12 protein-coding genes are annotated in these 14,309 nt (G+C 54.4%); 5 read left to right on the top strand and 7 right to left on the bottom strand.

Going from position 1 to position 14,309, the window contains the following annotated elements; genetic code table 11:
* Nucleotides 1-27: 27 nt before the first annotated feature.
* Nucleotides 28-1,002 (bottom strand): GDP-mannose 4,6-dehydratase, encoded by a 975-nt coding sequence (locus tag CFT68_RS03880; protein WP_088842102.1) that lies wholly within the window; start codon nt 1,000-1,002, stop codon nt 28-30.
* A gap of 145 nt (nt 1,003-1,147) precedes the next feature.
* Here CFT68_RS03880 and CFT68_RS03875 point away from each other — a divergent pair, with 145 nt between their 5' ends.
* Together CFT68_RS03875 and CFT68_RS03870 are read left to right on the top strand one after the other, a co-directional pair.
* The gene (locus tag CFT68_RS03875; protein WP_088842101.1) at nt 1,148-2,110 is read left to right on the top strand and encodes a glycerophosphodiester phosphodiesterase; all 963 of its coding nucleotides are present in this window, start codon (nt 1,148-1,150) and stop codon (nt 2,108-2,110) included.
* A gap of 58 nt (nt 2,111-2,168) precedes the next feature.
* On the top strand, nt 2,169-3,854 hold the full coding sequence (locus CFT68_RS03870; RefSeq protein WP_088842100.1) for an ArnT family glycosyltransferase: 1,686 nt from the start codon (nt 2,169-2,171) through the stop codon (nt 3,852-3,854).
* Nucleotides 3,855-3,971: 117 nt separating this feature from the next.
* On the opposite strand, the gene CFT68_RS03865 is transcribed toward CFT68_RS03870, so the two are convergent.
* The 6 genes from CFT68_RS03865 to CFT68_RS03840 all read right to left on the bottom strand — a co-directional run bounded on the left by CFT68_RS03865 (nt 3,972) and on the right by CFT68_RS03840 (nt 11,345).
* Nucleotides 3,972-5,042, bottom strand: a complete 1,071-nt coding sequence (locus CFT68_RS03865) for a hypothetical protein (RefSeq protein WP_088842099.1) — start codon at nt 5,040-5,042, stop codon at nt 3,972-3,974.
* A gap of 474 nt (nt 5,043-5,516) precedes the next feature.
* On the bottom strand, nt 5,517-5,690 hold the full coding sequence (locus tag CFT68_RS21765; RefSeq protein ID WP_170934689.1) for a hypothetical protein: 174 nt from the start codon (nt 5,688-5,690) through the stop codon (nt 5,517-5,519).
* 709 nt (nt 5,691-6,399) lie between these two features.
* Complete coding sequence (locus tag CFT68_RS03855; protein ID WP_088842097.1) at nt 6,400-7,545, bottom strand: tetratricopeptide repeat protein; 1,146 nt, start codon at nt 7,543-7,545, stop codon at nt 6,400-6,402.
* 86 nt (nt 7,546-7,631) lie between these two features.
* Complete coding sequence (gene gyrA / locus CFT68_RS03850) at nt 7,632-10,208, bottom strand: DNA gyrase subunit A (RefSeq protein WP_088842096.1); 2,577 nt, start codon at nt 10,206-10,208, stop codon at nt 7,632-7,634.
* 129 nt (nt 10,209-10,337) lie between these two features.
* Complete coding sequence (locus CFT68_RS03845) at nt 10,338-10,577, bottom strand: hypothetical protein (RefSeq protein WP_088842095.1); 240 nt, start codon at nt 10,575-10,577, stop codon at nt 10,338-10,340.
* Nucleotides 10,578-10,679: 102 nt separating this feature from the next.
* Nucleotides 10,680-11,345: an HD domain-containing protein gene (locus CFT68_RS03840; protein ID WP_088842094.1), complete on the bottom strand. Its 666-nt coding sequence runs from the start codon at nt 11,343-11,345 to the stop codon at nt 10,680-10,682.
* A 156-nt stretch (nt 11,346-11,501) separates the two neighbouring features.
* Between CFT68_RS03840 and parS the strand changes: the two genes are divergently transcribed.
* The 3 genes from parS (at nt 11,502) to CFT68_RS03825 (ending at nt 14,098) form a co-directional block, all read left to right on the top strand.
* Complete coding sequence (gene parS / locus CFT68_RS03835; protein WP_088842093.1) at nt 11,502-11,954, top strand: type II RES/Xre toxin-antitoxin system antitoxin; 453 nt, start codon at nt 11,502-11,504, stop codon at nt 11,952-11,954.
* An 8-nt stretch (nt 11,955-11,962) separates the two neighbouring features.
* Entirely contained in the window at nt 11,963-12,415 is a 453-nt protein-coding gene (locus CFT68_RS03830; RefSeq protein ID WP_088842092.1) for an RES family NAD+ phosphorylase, read from the top strand.
* A gap of 213 nt (nt 12,416-12,628) precedes the next feature.
* On the top strand, nt 12,629-14,098 hold the full coding sequence (locus tag CFT68_RS03825; RefSeq protein WP_088842091.1) for a L,D-transpeptidase scaffold domain-containing protein: 1,470 nt from the start codon (nt 12,629-12,631) through the stop codon (nt 14,096-14,098).
* Nucleotides 14,099-14,309: the final 211 nt, after the last annotated feature.

Here is a 14,309-nt window from a genome sequence, read left to right as displayed (position 1 = left end):
ACCCATTGCCCTGTTTATACACTGGTTCTATTCGGGCTCCTGCTTATCCAGCCATTCCACAAACTGGCCTAGGCCATCCTGTAGCGACGTTTGGGGGGCGTACCCGAGCAGGTGCTGGGCCTTCTGAATATCGGCAAAGGTGATGTCTACATCGCCGGCCTGCATCGGCTGAAACTGCAGCTCAGGAGAGTGGCCTACGGCGTCGCCTATAGCTGCAATCAGCTCTAGCAGCGGCACCGGGCGGTTGTTACCCAGGTTCAGGGTTTCATATACCCCTGTATTGTGCAGCAGGTACTGTACTCCGCGGGTGATGCCCTCTACCGTATCCAGCACAAAAGTGTAGTCGCGGGCGGTGCTGCCGTCGCCAAAGACCGGAATTGGCTGGCCAGCCCGGAGCAGGCGCACAAACTTATGAATGGCCAGGTCGGGGCGCTGCCGGGGGCCATACACCGTGAAAAACCGGGCATTGAGAACATCAAGGCCGTATAGGTGGTGGTAGGTGTAGGTGAGCTGCTCCCCGGCCAGCTTAGAGGCCGCATAGGGAGAAATGCACGTCGCCTGCAGATTGAGGTCTTCGCGGAAGGGCTGCTCTTTGGTATTGCCGTACACGGAAGAGGAAGAGGCAAAAAACAGCTTCTGAATATCGCGCTGGCGCATCCACTCCAGCAGATAGGTGGTCCCAATGACGTTGTTTTCCAGGTAGGCCACTGGTTGGCGCACGGAGGGGCCCACGCCCGCCTTTGCGGCCAGATGCACCACCAGATCGATGTGGTCGGCGGGCAATGCGTCTACTAGCGCATCGAGGCCGTGGCGCAGGTCGGCTTCGTGGAAGCTGAAGTGCGGGTGGGCCAGGCACTGAGCCAGGTTGGTTTGCTTGAGGGTACGGTTGTAGAACGGATCAAAATTATCCAGGCCTACCACGCGGTGCCCCTCGTGGAGCAGCCGTTCGGCAAGGTGCGAGCCAATGAAGCCCGCGCAGCCGGTAACCAGAATGGATGCCATGCGCAGAAGCGGGGAGGAGTGAAGGTGAAAGCCGCGGCATACCGCGGCGCGCAAAGGTAACGGAATTGCCCACCTAGCAGTTTTTAGCGTATAGCATGCCCACCGAGCAGTTTTCCTACTTTTCCTGCTAGTGTCAGTTACCTGTATGTCTACTGTTTTAGGAGCCAGCCTCCGATGGGCTGTGCTGTCCCTTGCTGTGAGTAGTGCTCCGCTGGCCGCTGGCCTAGCTGCCCCGGCGCCTCCACCGCTTATGCCGGCCTCAGCCCTTGTTCCAGGTCCGCCCTTGGTAATAGGCCATGCCGGGTCTGGTTTCTTTACGCCTTTTTTGCCGTTTAATCCGTTGCCGCCCAGTAGCTTGCGCAGCATCGAGAAAGCACTTCGCCGCAATGCTGATGGAGTGGAGGTCGATATTCGCTTAAGCCAGGACAGTATTCCGGTGCTCTATCACGATCATACTCTCAACTCCATGTCGGATGGGCAAGGCTGCGTAAGTCAGACTACGGCCGCCGCCCTGCAGCTGCTCCACTACCGGGGCGGCTGGCCCTATGATTGGTTTCAGCAGGAAAAGATCAGCACCTTTGAAACGCTGCTGAGCCTGCTGGCCCAACGGCCCACTTTTCCCTACCTGCATCTGGATCTGCACGAAGATGATGCCTGTTCCAACGCCGATGTTGTCCGAAGTCAGGCCCTGGCCCGAAGGCTGGTGCGTTTGCTTACGCACTATCACGTACCCCCGGAGAAGGTTTTGATCCTGACCAACCGGCCTAGTACCCTGGCCTACCTGCACCACCTGCTGCCGGCTATGCCACTGGGTCTGGAAATTACGGACGAGTTCGATGAGGGTATGCTGGCGCTTTCTTCGCTGGATGTACAGGCGGTAGTGTTGCCAAAAAATGCTGTTACGGCAGCGCGGGTTACCCAGATTCACGCTCTTGGCCGGCAGGTAGTGGTGTTTGGAGGCCGCTCTACCAAAGCCCTGCGGCGAGTTGTCAGCTGCCAGCCTGATGCCTACGAGGTAGATAATGTCCGTCGGTTGCAAGCCGTCCTGCGCCGCGTGCAAACCAACCACCAGGAGACCTTGTCTAGTGTGCATGCCACAAGCCCCTGATGCTGGACTCGCGTTCCGGAAGCCAAGGGAATAGTCAATTTTTATAAGCACTGATTACATGGAACAAATCGGTACCCAGCCAAAGCGTGCTCAACTGTGGGGTAGAATAGGAGCGGTGGTGGTCGTGTGCATCACCAATTTCTTTATTCACGGTGGAGCTCCCGGGGTAAGCCTTATGGAGGCCCGTAATTTTGTGGCGGCCCGCGAAATGGTGGCGGGAGGCTCCTGGCTTATTCCTACCATGAACGGAGACCTTCGATTGGCCAAGCCGCCGCTACCTACCTGGGCAGTGGCAGGCCTCCAGAAAATATTAGGCCCAACCGAAGATTTAGGCCTCTTGCGCCTGCCTGCTGCCTTGGTCGCAACGCTACTCGTGTTTTTCCTATGGGGACTGGCGCGTGAGCTAACCCAGGAGCTCCCCGGCGATACGGAAGACCCGGGGCGCACGGCCTGGTATGCGGCGCTGGTAGTTGCCAGTTCCTTATTAGTGATTACCACGGGTCGGGAGGGGCAATGGGATATATTCGCCGTGAGCCTGATGGTAGGAGCGTTGTGGCTGTTGGTGAAAGGCTGGCGAAAATCAGGCCCGGCGCTAGGGTGGCTTGCCGGGGCCGGGCTACTGGGAGGGATGTCGTTGCTGAGTAAAGGGCCGGTGGCGCTTTACACGGTGCTTCTGCCTTTCCTTGTAGCTTATCTGACCAGCAATCCAGCGCATCGTAAGCAGCTGCGCGCACATATGGCAGGCACCGTCCTTGCAGTAGGCCTATTGTTGTTGGTTGGGCTCAGCTGGCCATGGTACATCTATCAGGAAGTAGCGCCCGCTGCTTTGGTAGTGGCCCGCACGGAAATATCGTCTTGGGGCGACCGTCATGTTAAGCCCTTTTGGTTTTATGCGCCTTTTGCTGTGTTTACTGGCATTTGGGCTCTTGTAACCCTGCTATCCTTGGTCTGGCCATATGCTCGTCCGCGGGTACAGCGCTATATCCCATATATGCTGGCACTGGGGTGGGCCCTGGGAGGGTTGGTATTGTTGAGCTTAGTGCCGGAGAAGAAAGAGCGCTACATGTTGCCCCTCATGCCGCCCCTGGCCTTATTGGTAGCCGGGCTGATTCGCTACTGGGAATTTGCCGGTGCTACCCATTCTAGCACCAACTCCGATAAATGGGCCCTGCGTAGCTGGGGTGTCATTCTGCTACTGGTGTGTCTGGCCGTGCCTGTTGCCATGGCAGTGGTTACACTCCCAGGAACGAAGGGGGCGCGTCTGGTGGCTGCGGTGGTTCTCTTTGGTGGCCTAGCAGTATTCGTTCTGCAGCAGGGGATACGGCCTCTTCGGCCTACTTCTCTGATGGGGGCCTCCCTGACGGGAATGGCGGGCCTGCTGGTTTTGCTATTGCCCTTTTACCCAACGTGGGAGCGTCGGCGAGATACGCCTGGCCTACGCCTGATGCGTGACGTTCGGTATAACCAGGCGCTGCAGGGGATGCCTTGGTATAGCCTGGATACGCTGCATGTGAAACAGGTATGGTCAGCTGGGCGCGCTATTCCAATCTGGCATTTGCCCGCTTCCTCCGCCGCCAGAAACCTGAAGTTGCCGGCTGTGGTCTTTTCAGCATCACCCATTGCGCCCCGAATTCCAGCTTCCTGGCTGGATCAGGGGGTAAGAGTAACTGTTCTTGATAGCTTTTACCTGGAAGCCAAAAAGGATGGAGGATACTGGATTATCGGCAAGTTGAGTAAAGATTAGATAGATTAACATAATGTTAAAACAGGTCAGGCAAGTCATAAGATTGCTTAGACTGGAATAGGAGGGGTGAAACCCTTAAAAGGCCCTAAGAATAGCTATTCTTAGGGCCTTTTAAGGTTAGCGTGTTAGTTGTCGCCTTATCTTATCCAACAAGGCACTTGCCAGCAGTAAGTCCTCAGGATCCTGAATTTCAAGCCGAGTGTCTAACCCTGGTCCGCTTATATGAATGCTATATGACAGATTAGGTGTTGTTGCTCCTCCTGTAATAGGCCTAGATGATGGCTTCTGCAGCATTTCGGGTGCAGATGCCTTAGTCACGGGAGTACTTACTGGCTGTTGGGTAGCCACAGGTTGTTGGCTAGCTACTGGAGCTTCTTCAGGTGCTGTAGGTGTAGCTGCGAATACCGGAGGTACAAACCTTGCATTAGAAGTTGGTCTTGTGCTCTGGAAGTCATTAGTATCTTCCTTATCATCCTCTAGATCATCAGTGTCTAGCCCAAAGAGGTTGGACACTGGATCTGAGGTACGATGAGGAGGCACAAAGTCCTGGCTTGTAGATATACCATTGGTACCTGAGTCAGCTTGTGCTAGTGGTAGGCGCTGCTCAGGAGGCGTAATAGCTGCAGATGCATTTGTTGGTGGCACACCCTTAAATAGATTAAGGGGCATCTCAGAATTACTAAGCTCTTTTCTAGGCCCCTGTTGTGCATCTAACTGATCTATGTCAGCTATGATGTTCTGCTCGTCGAGGATGGCTACCATTCGTGCTCCATCAATAAATGCTTTGGCAACTCCCTGAGCATTTATTTCTTCTACACCAAATTCCCGAAGCAGCATGACATCCAGCATGTGCACTGGGAGTTCACGGTTACGGAATTTCCGGCATATCTGGGTAAACAGAGGAGGATGCAGAAATGCTTCCCGATGATAGATGCGCTCTTCCTGTTTGTCATACGCATGCTTTATGCGTCGGAATAGGTTCGTTGTAGTCAGGAACTCTCGCTTACTGGTAAGTAGCCCGAACTTTACAGCAGATCCTATGATGGCTTTAAAGGAGCCACTGACTTTACGATTCAGCTTCCGTGCTGCCGTTTCAATAGCGCACTTGCCACCCGTATCATCTACGACTTCAGCCACTTCCCACGCACTGGTATAACTAGTGCGTGGATAGTCAATGGTTTTAGGCATATGTATGGTTGATGAAAATTGAGAGAGTAATAAAGGGGGATTCAGCACTAAAGATAATGAAGTAAATTAAAATTTTTTAGTATAAAGTAGTAGTGCAAAGCATAAAAAAGCCCTATTTTCTTACCTTTTTGTACTTTTTTTTACCTTAATATATTATCTCTATCATCTTAACTGACCTTACCATTAACAATATAATTTTAATACCCTCTTTATACATCTGGCCGCTGGCACGGTCAGCGGGAGAGGAGCGGTTCTGGCCCTATTTGGATCCCTTATTTGAACGATCTGTTTCTACAGACGTCAAGAGTTCAATAATTAACCTATTGGCTTACAAACAGGCTAGTGCGTTAATACAGCACCTAATTCATTTTACCTTATTTCTTATGAAATTCTACTAGTAGCTTCATTAAGTGAATAAGCTCAGTAGGAGTAGAGCTTGACTCTATTATAGTACAAGCTTTTAACTCACCCTAGTTATTTACAGCAGAGTTTAAGTACTATCATCGAGAAGTCGCCACCGGCATACTCAATCGACGTCCAACGTTTATCGCCGTAGCGGTCCTTGATTTCCTGGAGCTCGTCGCGGATGATCTGCCGCTGCAGTTCATCCGACGCCAGTACCGCCTTCAGATGGTCGATCAGCTTCATCAGCTCATCATACTCCGCCACAATTTTGTCGCGCTCTAGGCCAGTCAGACGCTTGCTACATCGTTCAACTCGCTACAGCTGTGACTAATGAAAACTACCTATGAATTCTCTGAAGCACTTTGCTATATGTTGCAACTTCAGAAGCTCATCATTATAACACGTGCTGGCGGGCTAGGCCTAGTATGATAGACAGCTACCGCCAACTAAATTAAGGCAACGGCAAAAAAAAAATATTCAACATGCCATAGGTACTTAATCACGCACCAAAACTGCTTGATGCAGCTAAAAACACTCGCTGCACCGAATGGCGTTGTACGGGGGCAACGTAGTAAGCGCGTAGATACCCTCGGCGCCAGAGCGCAACCACACTGATGCCGCGGGCCACGAGTTATTTCTAACACGGCGTGTGCAGGCTACCTGTAGTGGATTCAGAGTATGCGATTAACGGGTGATGCAGAGCCCAGCAAACCTCTTTAAACATCCATTACTGCGAGTCCTTTAATCGTATTGTGAACTACTGATGCCAAAGGATAATTACGGCATTGATACATTACCTATAAAGGCTAGATCTATACCTATATTAACCCAATTCCATTTGTCTTATAATTTATATTATGTTAAGTAATGTTTTGAAAATATAGCCCAGACCTGGCTATATGCAGATCTGGGCTATTTCTTTCTCCCCTGCTACCAGAGCAGGTTATATCGTTTACTTTTTATTGAGGGCATCCATTTTGGCCGCCATCTTCTCTGAATCAGCAGTACGACCTACACGTAGATACGCTTTCTGCAGAGACGATATGGTAGAACGGTCGTTGGGCTGAACAGCTAAAGCCTTCTCAAAATACGGCAGCGAATCCTGGAAGTACTTCTTGCCATCGGCTTCAAACTTCTTACCTGACTTCTGATATTCTGCCAAGCTCATCTTACTGGCTTTGGTATACAAATCAGCTGCTTTGTTATAGTTGTATACGCCCAGGTTGAAATTGGCATCGAAGTTCTCGGGCTCAATTTCAACGGCTTTCTTGTATGCTTCCAGGGCTTGGGCCGGCTGCTTGGCCTGGTCCAGCAGGGATCCTTTTACAGCATACAGGTTGGCATTCTTTGGATCAGCAGCAATAGCCTTATCAATCTTGGCCAATGCTTCCTTGCTGCGTCCTGCGCTCAGATCGGTATTCAGATCCTCGAGCATAAACGTTTTGTTATTGGGGAATGCCTGAAGAGCCTGCTGCAGTACTTTGGAAGCTTCTGCCTCATTCTTCTCCTGACGAGCCATCTGCAGCAACGCCGTATACATCTGGGGCGATTTGTAGCCAATGCCCTGTAGCTTAGTGTACTGCTCCTTGGCAGCTAAGAAGTCTTCTTTGGCAGCTGCTGCGTAGGCGGCATACAGATACGCCGTCGTATCCTGCGGACGAATTTGCTGGGCCATCGAGTACGCTTTCAGCGCGTCGTCGTACTTCTTGCCGTTGTAGTTTTCTACGCCGGCGTTCAGAGCCAAGCCATATAGGCCATCGAGCTTCTGCGTGGCTTGTTTGCCAAATTCGCCGTCTTTACCGTCCAGCTGTATAGCCTTCTGATAAGATTCGAACGCTATTTTCGCGCCTTCACCAGCGGCGAGCCCTTTACCATAAATCGGGCTCGATACCATTGCGTCGTAGATCTCGCCGCGCGTGTACCAGGTCTTGGCTTTGTTCGAGGTCTTCTCGTTAGTTATTGCTTTGTCAATTTCAGTGCGGGCTTTGTCCAGAGTGCCTTGGCGCTGAAACAGAACGGCATTGGTTACGGCCGAGTTTTGGGCAGATGCAGTATGCAGAGCCGCTGCTGCTACGAGCGTTAAAATAGTCTTCTTCATGGGAGTTTGTCGAAGAATTATCGGGATGTATGAAAGGAATTGCAAAGCAAACGGCAGAACCCAGGGTTGAGTTCTGCCGTTGCAAGTTAATTAGCGCTGAGCGAATCAGGATCAGTGAGCGACGTTAGGTCAGCGTCTGGCGTAGGCACACCGCCTTCTCCGTTCGGGTCCCCGCCCAGAGTCAGACCGTTTTCCTCTACCAGTTCAGCCTCTTTCTCTTCTTCCGCCGCCACTTTTGCTACGGAGGAAATTTCATCACCCTGGCTGATTTTCAGCAGGCGCACACCTTGCGTGGCGCGGCCAATGCTGCGGAGGTCAGCCATCCGGAGGCGAATCGTGATACCAGACTTGTTGATGATCATCAGATCGTCGGAGTCAGTAACCGCCTTGATGGTTACCAGCTGCCCCGTCTTATCGGTGATCTTCATGGCCCGAACCCCTTTACCGCCGCGGTTGGTGATGCGGTACTCATCCAGCGGGCTGCGCTTGCCGTAACCATTCTCGGATACCACAAGCAGTTCCTGCTGGCTGTCGTTATCAATGCACACCATACCAACCACACGGTCGGTTTCGTCGGTGAGCGTGATGCCACGAACACCAGCGGCCGTGCGGCCCATGGAGCGAACCTTCTCCTCGGGGAAGCGAACTGCCCGACCCGAACGCAAGGCTACTACCACTTCCGAAGAACCAGTAGTCAACTGCACATCGAGCAGACGGTCGCCTTCGTTGATGGTAATGGCGTTGATGCCAGCCGTGCGTGGGCGTGAGTAAGCCTCCAGCGGAGTCTTCTTCACGGTGCCTTGCTCGGTGCAGAACATCAGGAAGGTATTCTCCAGGTAATCGGGGTCGCGTAGGCCACGTACGTTGAGCACGGAGCGTACATTATCCTCGCGAGGAATCTCAATCAGGTTCTGAATGGGGCGGCCTTTGGTAGCCTTCCCTCCTTCTGGCACTTCGTATACTTTCAGCCAGAACACGCGGCCGGCTTCGGTGAAGAACAGCAGGTATTCGTGGGTAGTGGCCACAAACAGGTGCTCCGTGAAGTCATCCTGCTTTGAGGTAGCCCCCCGGGCCCCCACACCACCGCGGCCTTGGGCCCGGTACTCGTCCAGGGCAGTGCGCTTGATATAGCCTTCGCTGGAGATGGTAATTACCATGCTCTCATCGGCAATCATATCCTCCATCGAGAAGTCGCCACCGGCGTACTCAATAGACGTCCGACGTTCATCGCCGTAGCGGTCCTTGATTTCTTGTAGCTCGTCGCGGATAATCTGCCGCTGCAACTCATCCGACGCCAGTACCGCCTTCAGGTGGTCGATCAGCTTCATCAGCTCATCATACTCCGCCACAATTTTGTCGCGCTCTAGGCCAGTCAGACGCTGCAGACGCATGTCCAGGATAGCCCGGGCCTGCACTTCGCTCAGGGAGAATCGCTCGATCAGCTGGCCGCGCGCCACCTCGGGGTCACGGGAACCACGGATCAGAGCAATTACCTCATCCAGGTGGTCGAGGGCAATCAGAAGGCCTTCCAGGATGTGGGCACGCTTCTGGGCTTCGGCTAATTCGTAGCGGGTCCGACGCACGATAACATCGGCGCGGTGCTCCACGAAGTAGACAATCAGCTCCTTCAAGTTCAGCGTCATCGGGCGGCCTTTCACCAGGCACACATTGTTGACACCGAAAGAGGATTGCAGTTGGGTGTACTTATACAGGTTGTTGAGTACCACCGTCGGCATGGCATCACGCTTCAGGTCATAGACCACGCGCATACCGTCGCGGTCCGACTCGTCGCGCAAGTCCGCAATGCCTTCAATCTTCTTCTCGTTGATGAGGGCAGCCGTCTTCTCGATCATGGAGGCCTTGTTCACCATGTAGGGAATCTCGGTCACGATGATCTGCTCTTTACCGGAAGGCAACGTTTCGAAGTGGGCTTTCGCCCTCATCACCACGCGGCCACGGCCGGTTTCGAAGGCCTGCTTTACACCATCGTAACCGTAGATGATACCGCCCGTTGGGAAGTCGGGAGCTGTTACGTGCTCCATCAACTCCGCCACGGTAATGTCCTCGTTGCCGAGGTAGGCAATGATGCCGTTTACCACTTCCGTTAGGTTGTGGGGCGCCATGTTGGTGGCCATACCCACGGCAATACCGGTGGTGCCGTTTACCAACAGGTTCGGAAACTTGGCCGGCATAACAGATGGCTCCTCCAGGGAGTCGTCGAAGTTAGGCTGGAAGTCAACCGTGTCTTTGTCCAGGTCGCCGAGCATTTCGTCGGCGAGGCGCTTGAGGCGGGCTTCGGTGTAGCGCATAGCAGCCGGCGAGTCGCCGTCGATGCTACCGAAGTTACCTTGGCCGTCTACGAGCGGGTAGCGTAGGCTCCAGTCCTGGGCCATGCGCACCATCGTGTCGTACACGGAGGAGTCGCCGTGGGGGTGATATTTACCGAGCACCTCCCCCACAATACGGGCGCTCTTTTTATAGGATTTGTTGTAGGAAACGCCTAGCTCGCTCATGCCATACAGCACGCGCCGGTGCACGGGTTTCAGACCGTCGCGCACATCCGGCAGAGCCCGGGAGATGATGACCGACATCGAGTAGTCGATGTAGGCTCCGCGCATCTCATCTTCAATGTTTATCGGAATGATCTTTTCGCCTTCCGCCATAGGGAGAACTAAGTGGCCTAGAGCCCCGTGTAAAACGGAGATTTTCAGCCCGTGAGAGTGTACTTCTTTAAGCCAGCAAGATAGGCAAAAAAGCCCGTTTTACCTAATTGAGCGCCATCTTTCCACCCTTTACAGGGTCTTCCGGCGGTCGTTATTATGCTTGCTCTGATTCTGGTTATGAATCTTGATTTTTTCGCCAATGGCGGGGTTCTGTTTTTTAAACCAGGGTTGCCCATGGTACTTGGTACCGTTGTGTAAATGCACCTTGCGGGTGTGGCAGGCTTCCATGGGGCACGTGCGGCAGGAAGCCACCAGCAATAGGCCTACTACCGGTAGCAGCAGACGAGTTGTGAGTACGCGAAAATTCATGCGGCTAAGATATTGAGTTCTGCGAAGCTGACCCACCATTGAACAGCCTCAGGTTGAAGTCTGGGAAGTGGCCTACAGGAGTTGGGGAATACTCGAAGTGGCCTAGGCCACATCCTGGCTGTCCCACTCCCGCAGGAACTGTTCCAGAAACTGCTCCATAAACTGGTGACGCTCCTCGGCCACCCGGCGGGCGGCGGGCGTATTCAGCCGCTCCCGCAGATGCAGCAGCTTCTCGTAGAAGTGGTTGATGGTGGGCGCCGTGTTTTGCTTATAGCTCTCAAAGGATGCGTGCTCGATGGGCGCTACTTCAGGGTCGTGCAAGGGGCGCCCTTTGTGGCCACCGTAGGCAAAGGCCCGCGCTACGCCAATGGCGCCAATGGCATCGAGGCGGTCGGCGTCCTGCACCAGTTCTCCTTCTACAGTGCTCATGGGCGTGGCTACCCCTAGCCCTTTAAAACTGATTTCGCGAATGATGGCTTCTACACGCTGAATCACGGCTTCATTGGCCCCTTGGCTTTCCAGCCAGGTGCGCGCCGCCCGAGGGCCGGCCTCTTCGTCTCCGTCGTGAAACTTCCAGTCGGCTACATCGTGCAGCAAAGCACCGAGCTCCGTCACGAGCACATCGGCATGGGGCGTTTGCTGGGCCAGCGCTCGGGCTACGTGCCACACCCGCCGGATGTGGGCCCAGTCGTGGCCGGAGCCTTCATGTAGAAATTTATCCCGAACAAAGTCGGCCGTTTGGGTAATCAGTTGGGATGCGTCAGACATACATTATAAAGCAGTGGCCTAGGCCAGGTACTGGAAGCGGGCAAAGGTATCAACTGTAGCCGGGCTCAGCTATTGAAACACCCTGATGGAATCTTTTAGCAGATGTTTTCCGTTCCTGCGTATATTGCCATCAAATGACGGTTTAAAAACACGCAAATGACAGTCGTTCGTAAAACTTCCGTGGCCAGCATGGTGGACCTGATGGGCGGGCCGGCCGTAATTCCGCAGCTCGTGCGCAATGAGCTGGACTTGCTGGGTGTGGCTATTAAAGGCATTTCGGTGCAGGCGGTGCGGGCCCTGCAACAGCGGCTACAGTTCTCCAACAAGGAAATCAGTGCGGTGCTGGGCATTTCAGAAAGCACGCTGGCGCGCCGGGAGCAAAGCCACAAGGCCCTCACGCTGGATGAAGGGGAGAAAACGATTCAGCTTTCCGGCGTACTGGCCAAAGGCCTGGAGGTGTTCGAGGACCAGGACGATTTTCAGCACTGGCTGGCTACGCCTAATCCGGCGCTGGGCGGCATCCGGCCGAAGGAACTGCTGTCATCGGCTATTGGGCGCGAGCAGATCTGCGACATTCTGGGCCGGATTCAGTACGGGCACTACTCCTAGGCCACTTTATGCTGCTCTACCGCCTGGGTAAGGCCCCGTACATTTCCGATACCTCGGGCCAGGGCGGCCTCTACTACGGAGGGCGCTGGCACGAAATCGGGACCCTGATTATATATACGTCCGAGCATTTATCCTTGGCAAAGCTGGAAGTGCTGGCCAACTCTCCCTCCCTACCCCGCAACTATTTCGCGCTTACGCTGGAGGTTCCAGACACGGCATCCGTGCGACACGTAACGCTGGAAGAGCTACCCGCCAACTGGCAGCAGATGCCGTACCCATTAGAGCTAGCCCAGCTCGCACGCGTCTGGATTGACGAAGGCAAGGAGTGGCTGATGCGGGTGCCCTCGGCCCATGCCCCGCACGAGTGGAACTATCTGCTCAACCCGCTTCACCCCGACCACCAGCAGCTGCGCACCGTGGCCCTGGAGCCCCACCCCTTCGACCCACGCCTCAAGCCCTAGGCCACCCGCTTTATAGCACAAGCCCCAATTGGGGCTTTGCACGTAAAAACTTACAGGATTCGGGCTTTTTGTAGGATACCCCGGAGAAATTCCGGAAATTATATCTACTACCCTTGCTCCTACCTGGCCTACACTCCTCACCTGTTGCATCAGCGCCTATAGTTCCACGTTTCCTCTGCCCAGCATTTCCCGTCACTTCTTACCCCTGTACCTATGGACTGGTTAAGAAGCACCGTGCGGTCTGCCATTTTTCTACTGACCCTCGCTGGCTGCGCATTTTCCGTGGAGGCTTCCTCCCCGGACAAAAGCGAAGGTCTACCTACTCGTCCGGCAGCTTCGCCGATGACGGCCGTGCGCTCTTCTCTAGAGCGCCTGCTCGATACCAGGCCCCTGGGGCCAACGGCTACGTATGAGCGCCTGGGCCTGCAGATGGGCCCGGCGGTCCGAAGCTTCTACAGCACCAATGCGTATGCGGCCCGCTGGACCCAGGACTCCGGCTGGAACCCGCAGGCCAAAGAAGCCCTGCAGCTTTTGGGCAGAGCGGCTGAGTTCGGGCTGGTACGAGAGGCCTACGCCTGGCAACGCCTGTTGGCCATGCCGGACTCCATGCAGCGGCCCGCTGCCCGGGGGCAACAACTGGCCACCTGTGAGCTACACCTGACCGATGCACTGGTGCGCTACCTATACCACCTGCGGCAGGGCCGTCTCCAACCGGGCACCCTGGAGCCTGCCCAGCCCGATAGTCTGCGAAGCCTCCAAACGGCCGATTTGCTCCACCAGGCGCTCAATAATTCTGACCTGACTGCTGCCTTTTTGCAACAACAGCCCAAGCATCTGGCCTACCGCTTACTGCAAACCAGCTGGAGCCGGGCCTTACGCGCTTCCGCCGAAGACTCCTTGTGCCTGATGCAGGATACCGTGGCCGGCTTCCAGCGGGTGGCTATCAACTTGGAGCGTATGCGCTGGGAAGCCGCCACCGACTCGGAATACGCCGTGGTAAATATTCCCGCCTACCGGCTCCAAATAATTAAGAAAGGAAAAGTACTGCAAACCCACCGCGTAGTGGTAGGCAAGCCCGATTTACCGACGCCCATACTCAGCAGCAAGATTATCGTGTTCGTGACGGCCCCGGAGTGGCGGGTACCTTATAGCATTGCGGTGCGCGAGTTTCTGCCCGAGCTCCAAAAAGACCCGGGCTACCTATACGACAACCGCTACCGCCTCTACGATGGCCGGGGGCGCCTGATCAATCCCTGGCACGTAAACTGGGCGCGCGTCACGCCAGAAACCTTCTCGTATGCCATCCGGCAACGGGCCGGCGCTACCAATGCCCTGGGGAACGTGGTCTTCTATTTCCCCAATCAGGAGAAAGTGTTCCTGCATGATACCCCGGCCCGAACCGCCTTCACGCGCACCGAGCGGGCCATCAGCCACGGGTGTGTGCGGGTGGAGAAACCGCTGAAGCTGGCCGAGTATCTGCTCCGCCGCGAAGGAAAGGCTAAGGTGATCAGGGAAATGTATGACAGTGTGGAAGCCCGCGACAAGCACCGCTTCGACCTTACCGTAGGCCTGCCCATCTATCTACGGTACTACACCTGCGAGACGGATAACGGCCAGCTACGCTTTCTACCAGATATATATCAGCAAGATGCTGCTTTGCTAAGCGCTTTTTTTGGCAGATAGCTAAAAGCATCTTGACTATTTTTCCAGCAAACTAAAATTCATTATTCACCGCACAGACATTTTATCTGCAATAATAAGCACAGCAATAGCATTACTATACAAGTCCTTACAACGCAACTTATATAATTAATTAAAAATATTTACAGGAAACGAAATCCGGTTGTGAGCAAGGTGGCGTAGATGCCCTCAAATAAACCAATCTACTTTCCCC

The sequence above is a fragment of the Hymenobacter gelipurpurascens genome, assembly GCF_900187375.1.
GTDB lineage: Bacteria > Bacteroidota > Bacteroidia > Cytophagales > Hymenobacteraceae > Hymenobacter > Hymenobacter gelipurpurascens.
Note: the sequence above shows the minus strand (reverse complement) of the source record. Positions and strands in the feature narration are given on the sequence as shown.

Excerpts from the sequence above, each read along its gene's own strand:
- CFT68_RS03845 (WP_088842095.1), bottom strand. The coding sequence starts at position 10,577 with ATGAATTTTCGCGTACTCACAACTCGTCTGCTGCTACCGGTAGTAGGC.
- CFT68_RS03825 (WP_088842091.1), top strand. The coding sequence starts at position 12,629 with ATGGACTGGTTAAGAAGCACCGTGCGGTCTGCCATTTTTCTACTGACC.
- CFT68_RS03865 (WP_088842099.1), bottom strand. The coding sequence starts at position 5,042 with ATGCCTAAAACCATTGACTATCCACGCACTAGTTATACCAGTGCGTGG.
- CFT68_RS03875 (WP_088842101.1), top strand. The coding sequence starts at position 1,148 with ATGTCTACTGTTTTAGGAGCCAGCCTCCGATGGGCTGTGCTGTCCCTT.
- CFT68_RS03870 (WP_088842100.1), top strand. The coding sequence starts at position 2,169 with ATGGAACAAATCGGTACCCAGCCAAAGCGTGCTCAACTGTGGGGTAGA.
- CFT68_RS03830 (WP_088842092.1), top strand. The coding sequence starts at position 11,963 with ATGCTGCTCTACCGCCTGGGTAAGGCCCCGTACATTTCCGATACCTCG.
- CFT68_RS03855 (WP_088842097.1), bottom strand. The coding sequence starts at position 7,545 with ATGAAGAAGACTATTTTAACGCTCGTAGCAGCAGCGGCTCTGCATACT.
- CFT68_RS03840 (WP_088842094.1), bottom strand. The coding sequence starts at position 11,345 with ATGTCTGACGCATCCCAACTGATTACCCAAACGGCCGACTTTGTTCGG.
- CFT68_RS03880 (WP_088842102.1), bottom strand. The coding sequence starts at position 1,002 with ATGGCATCCATTCTGGTTACCGGCTGCGCGGGCTTCATTGGCTCGCAC.
- CFT68_RS21765 (WP_170934689.1), bottom strand. The coding sequence starts at position 5,690 with ATGAAGCTGATCGACCATCTGAAGGCGGTACTGGCGTCGGATGAACTG.
- parS (WP_088842093.1), top strand. The coding sequence starts at position 11,502 with ATGACAGTCGTTCGTAAAACTTCCGTGGCCAGCATGGTGGACCTGATG.
- gyrA (WP_088842096.1), bottom strand. The coding sequence starts at position 10,208 with ATGGCGGAAGGCGAAAAGATCATTCCGATAAACATTGAAGATGAGATG.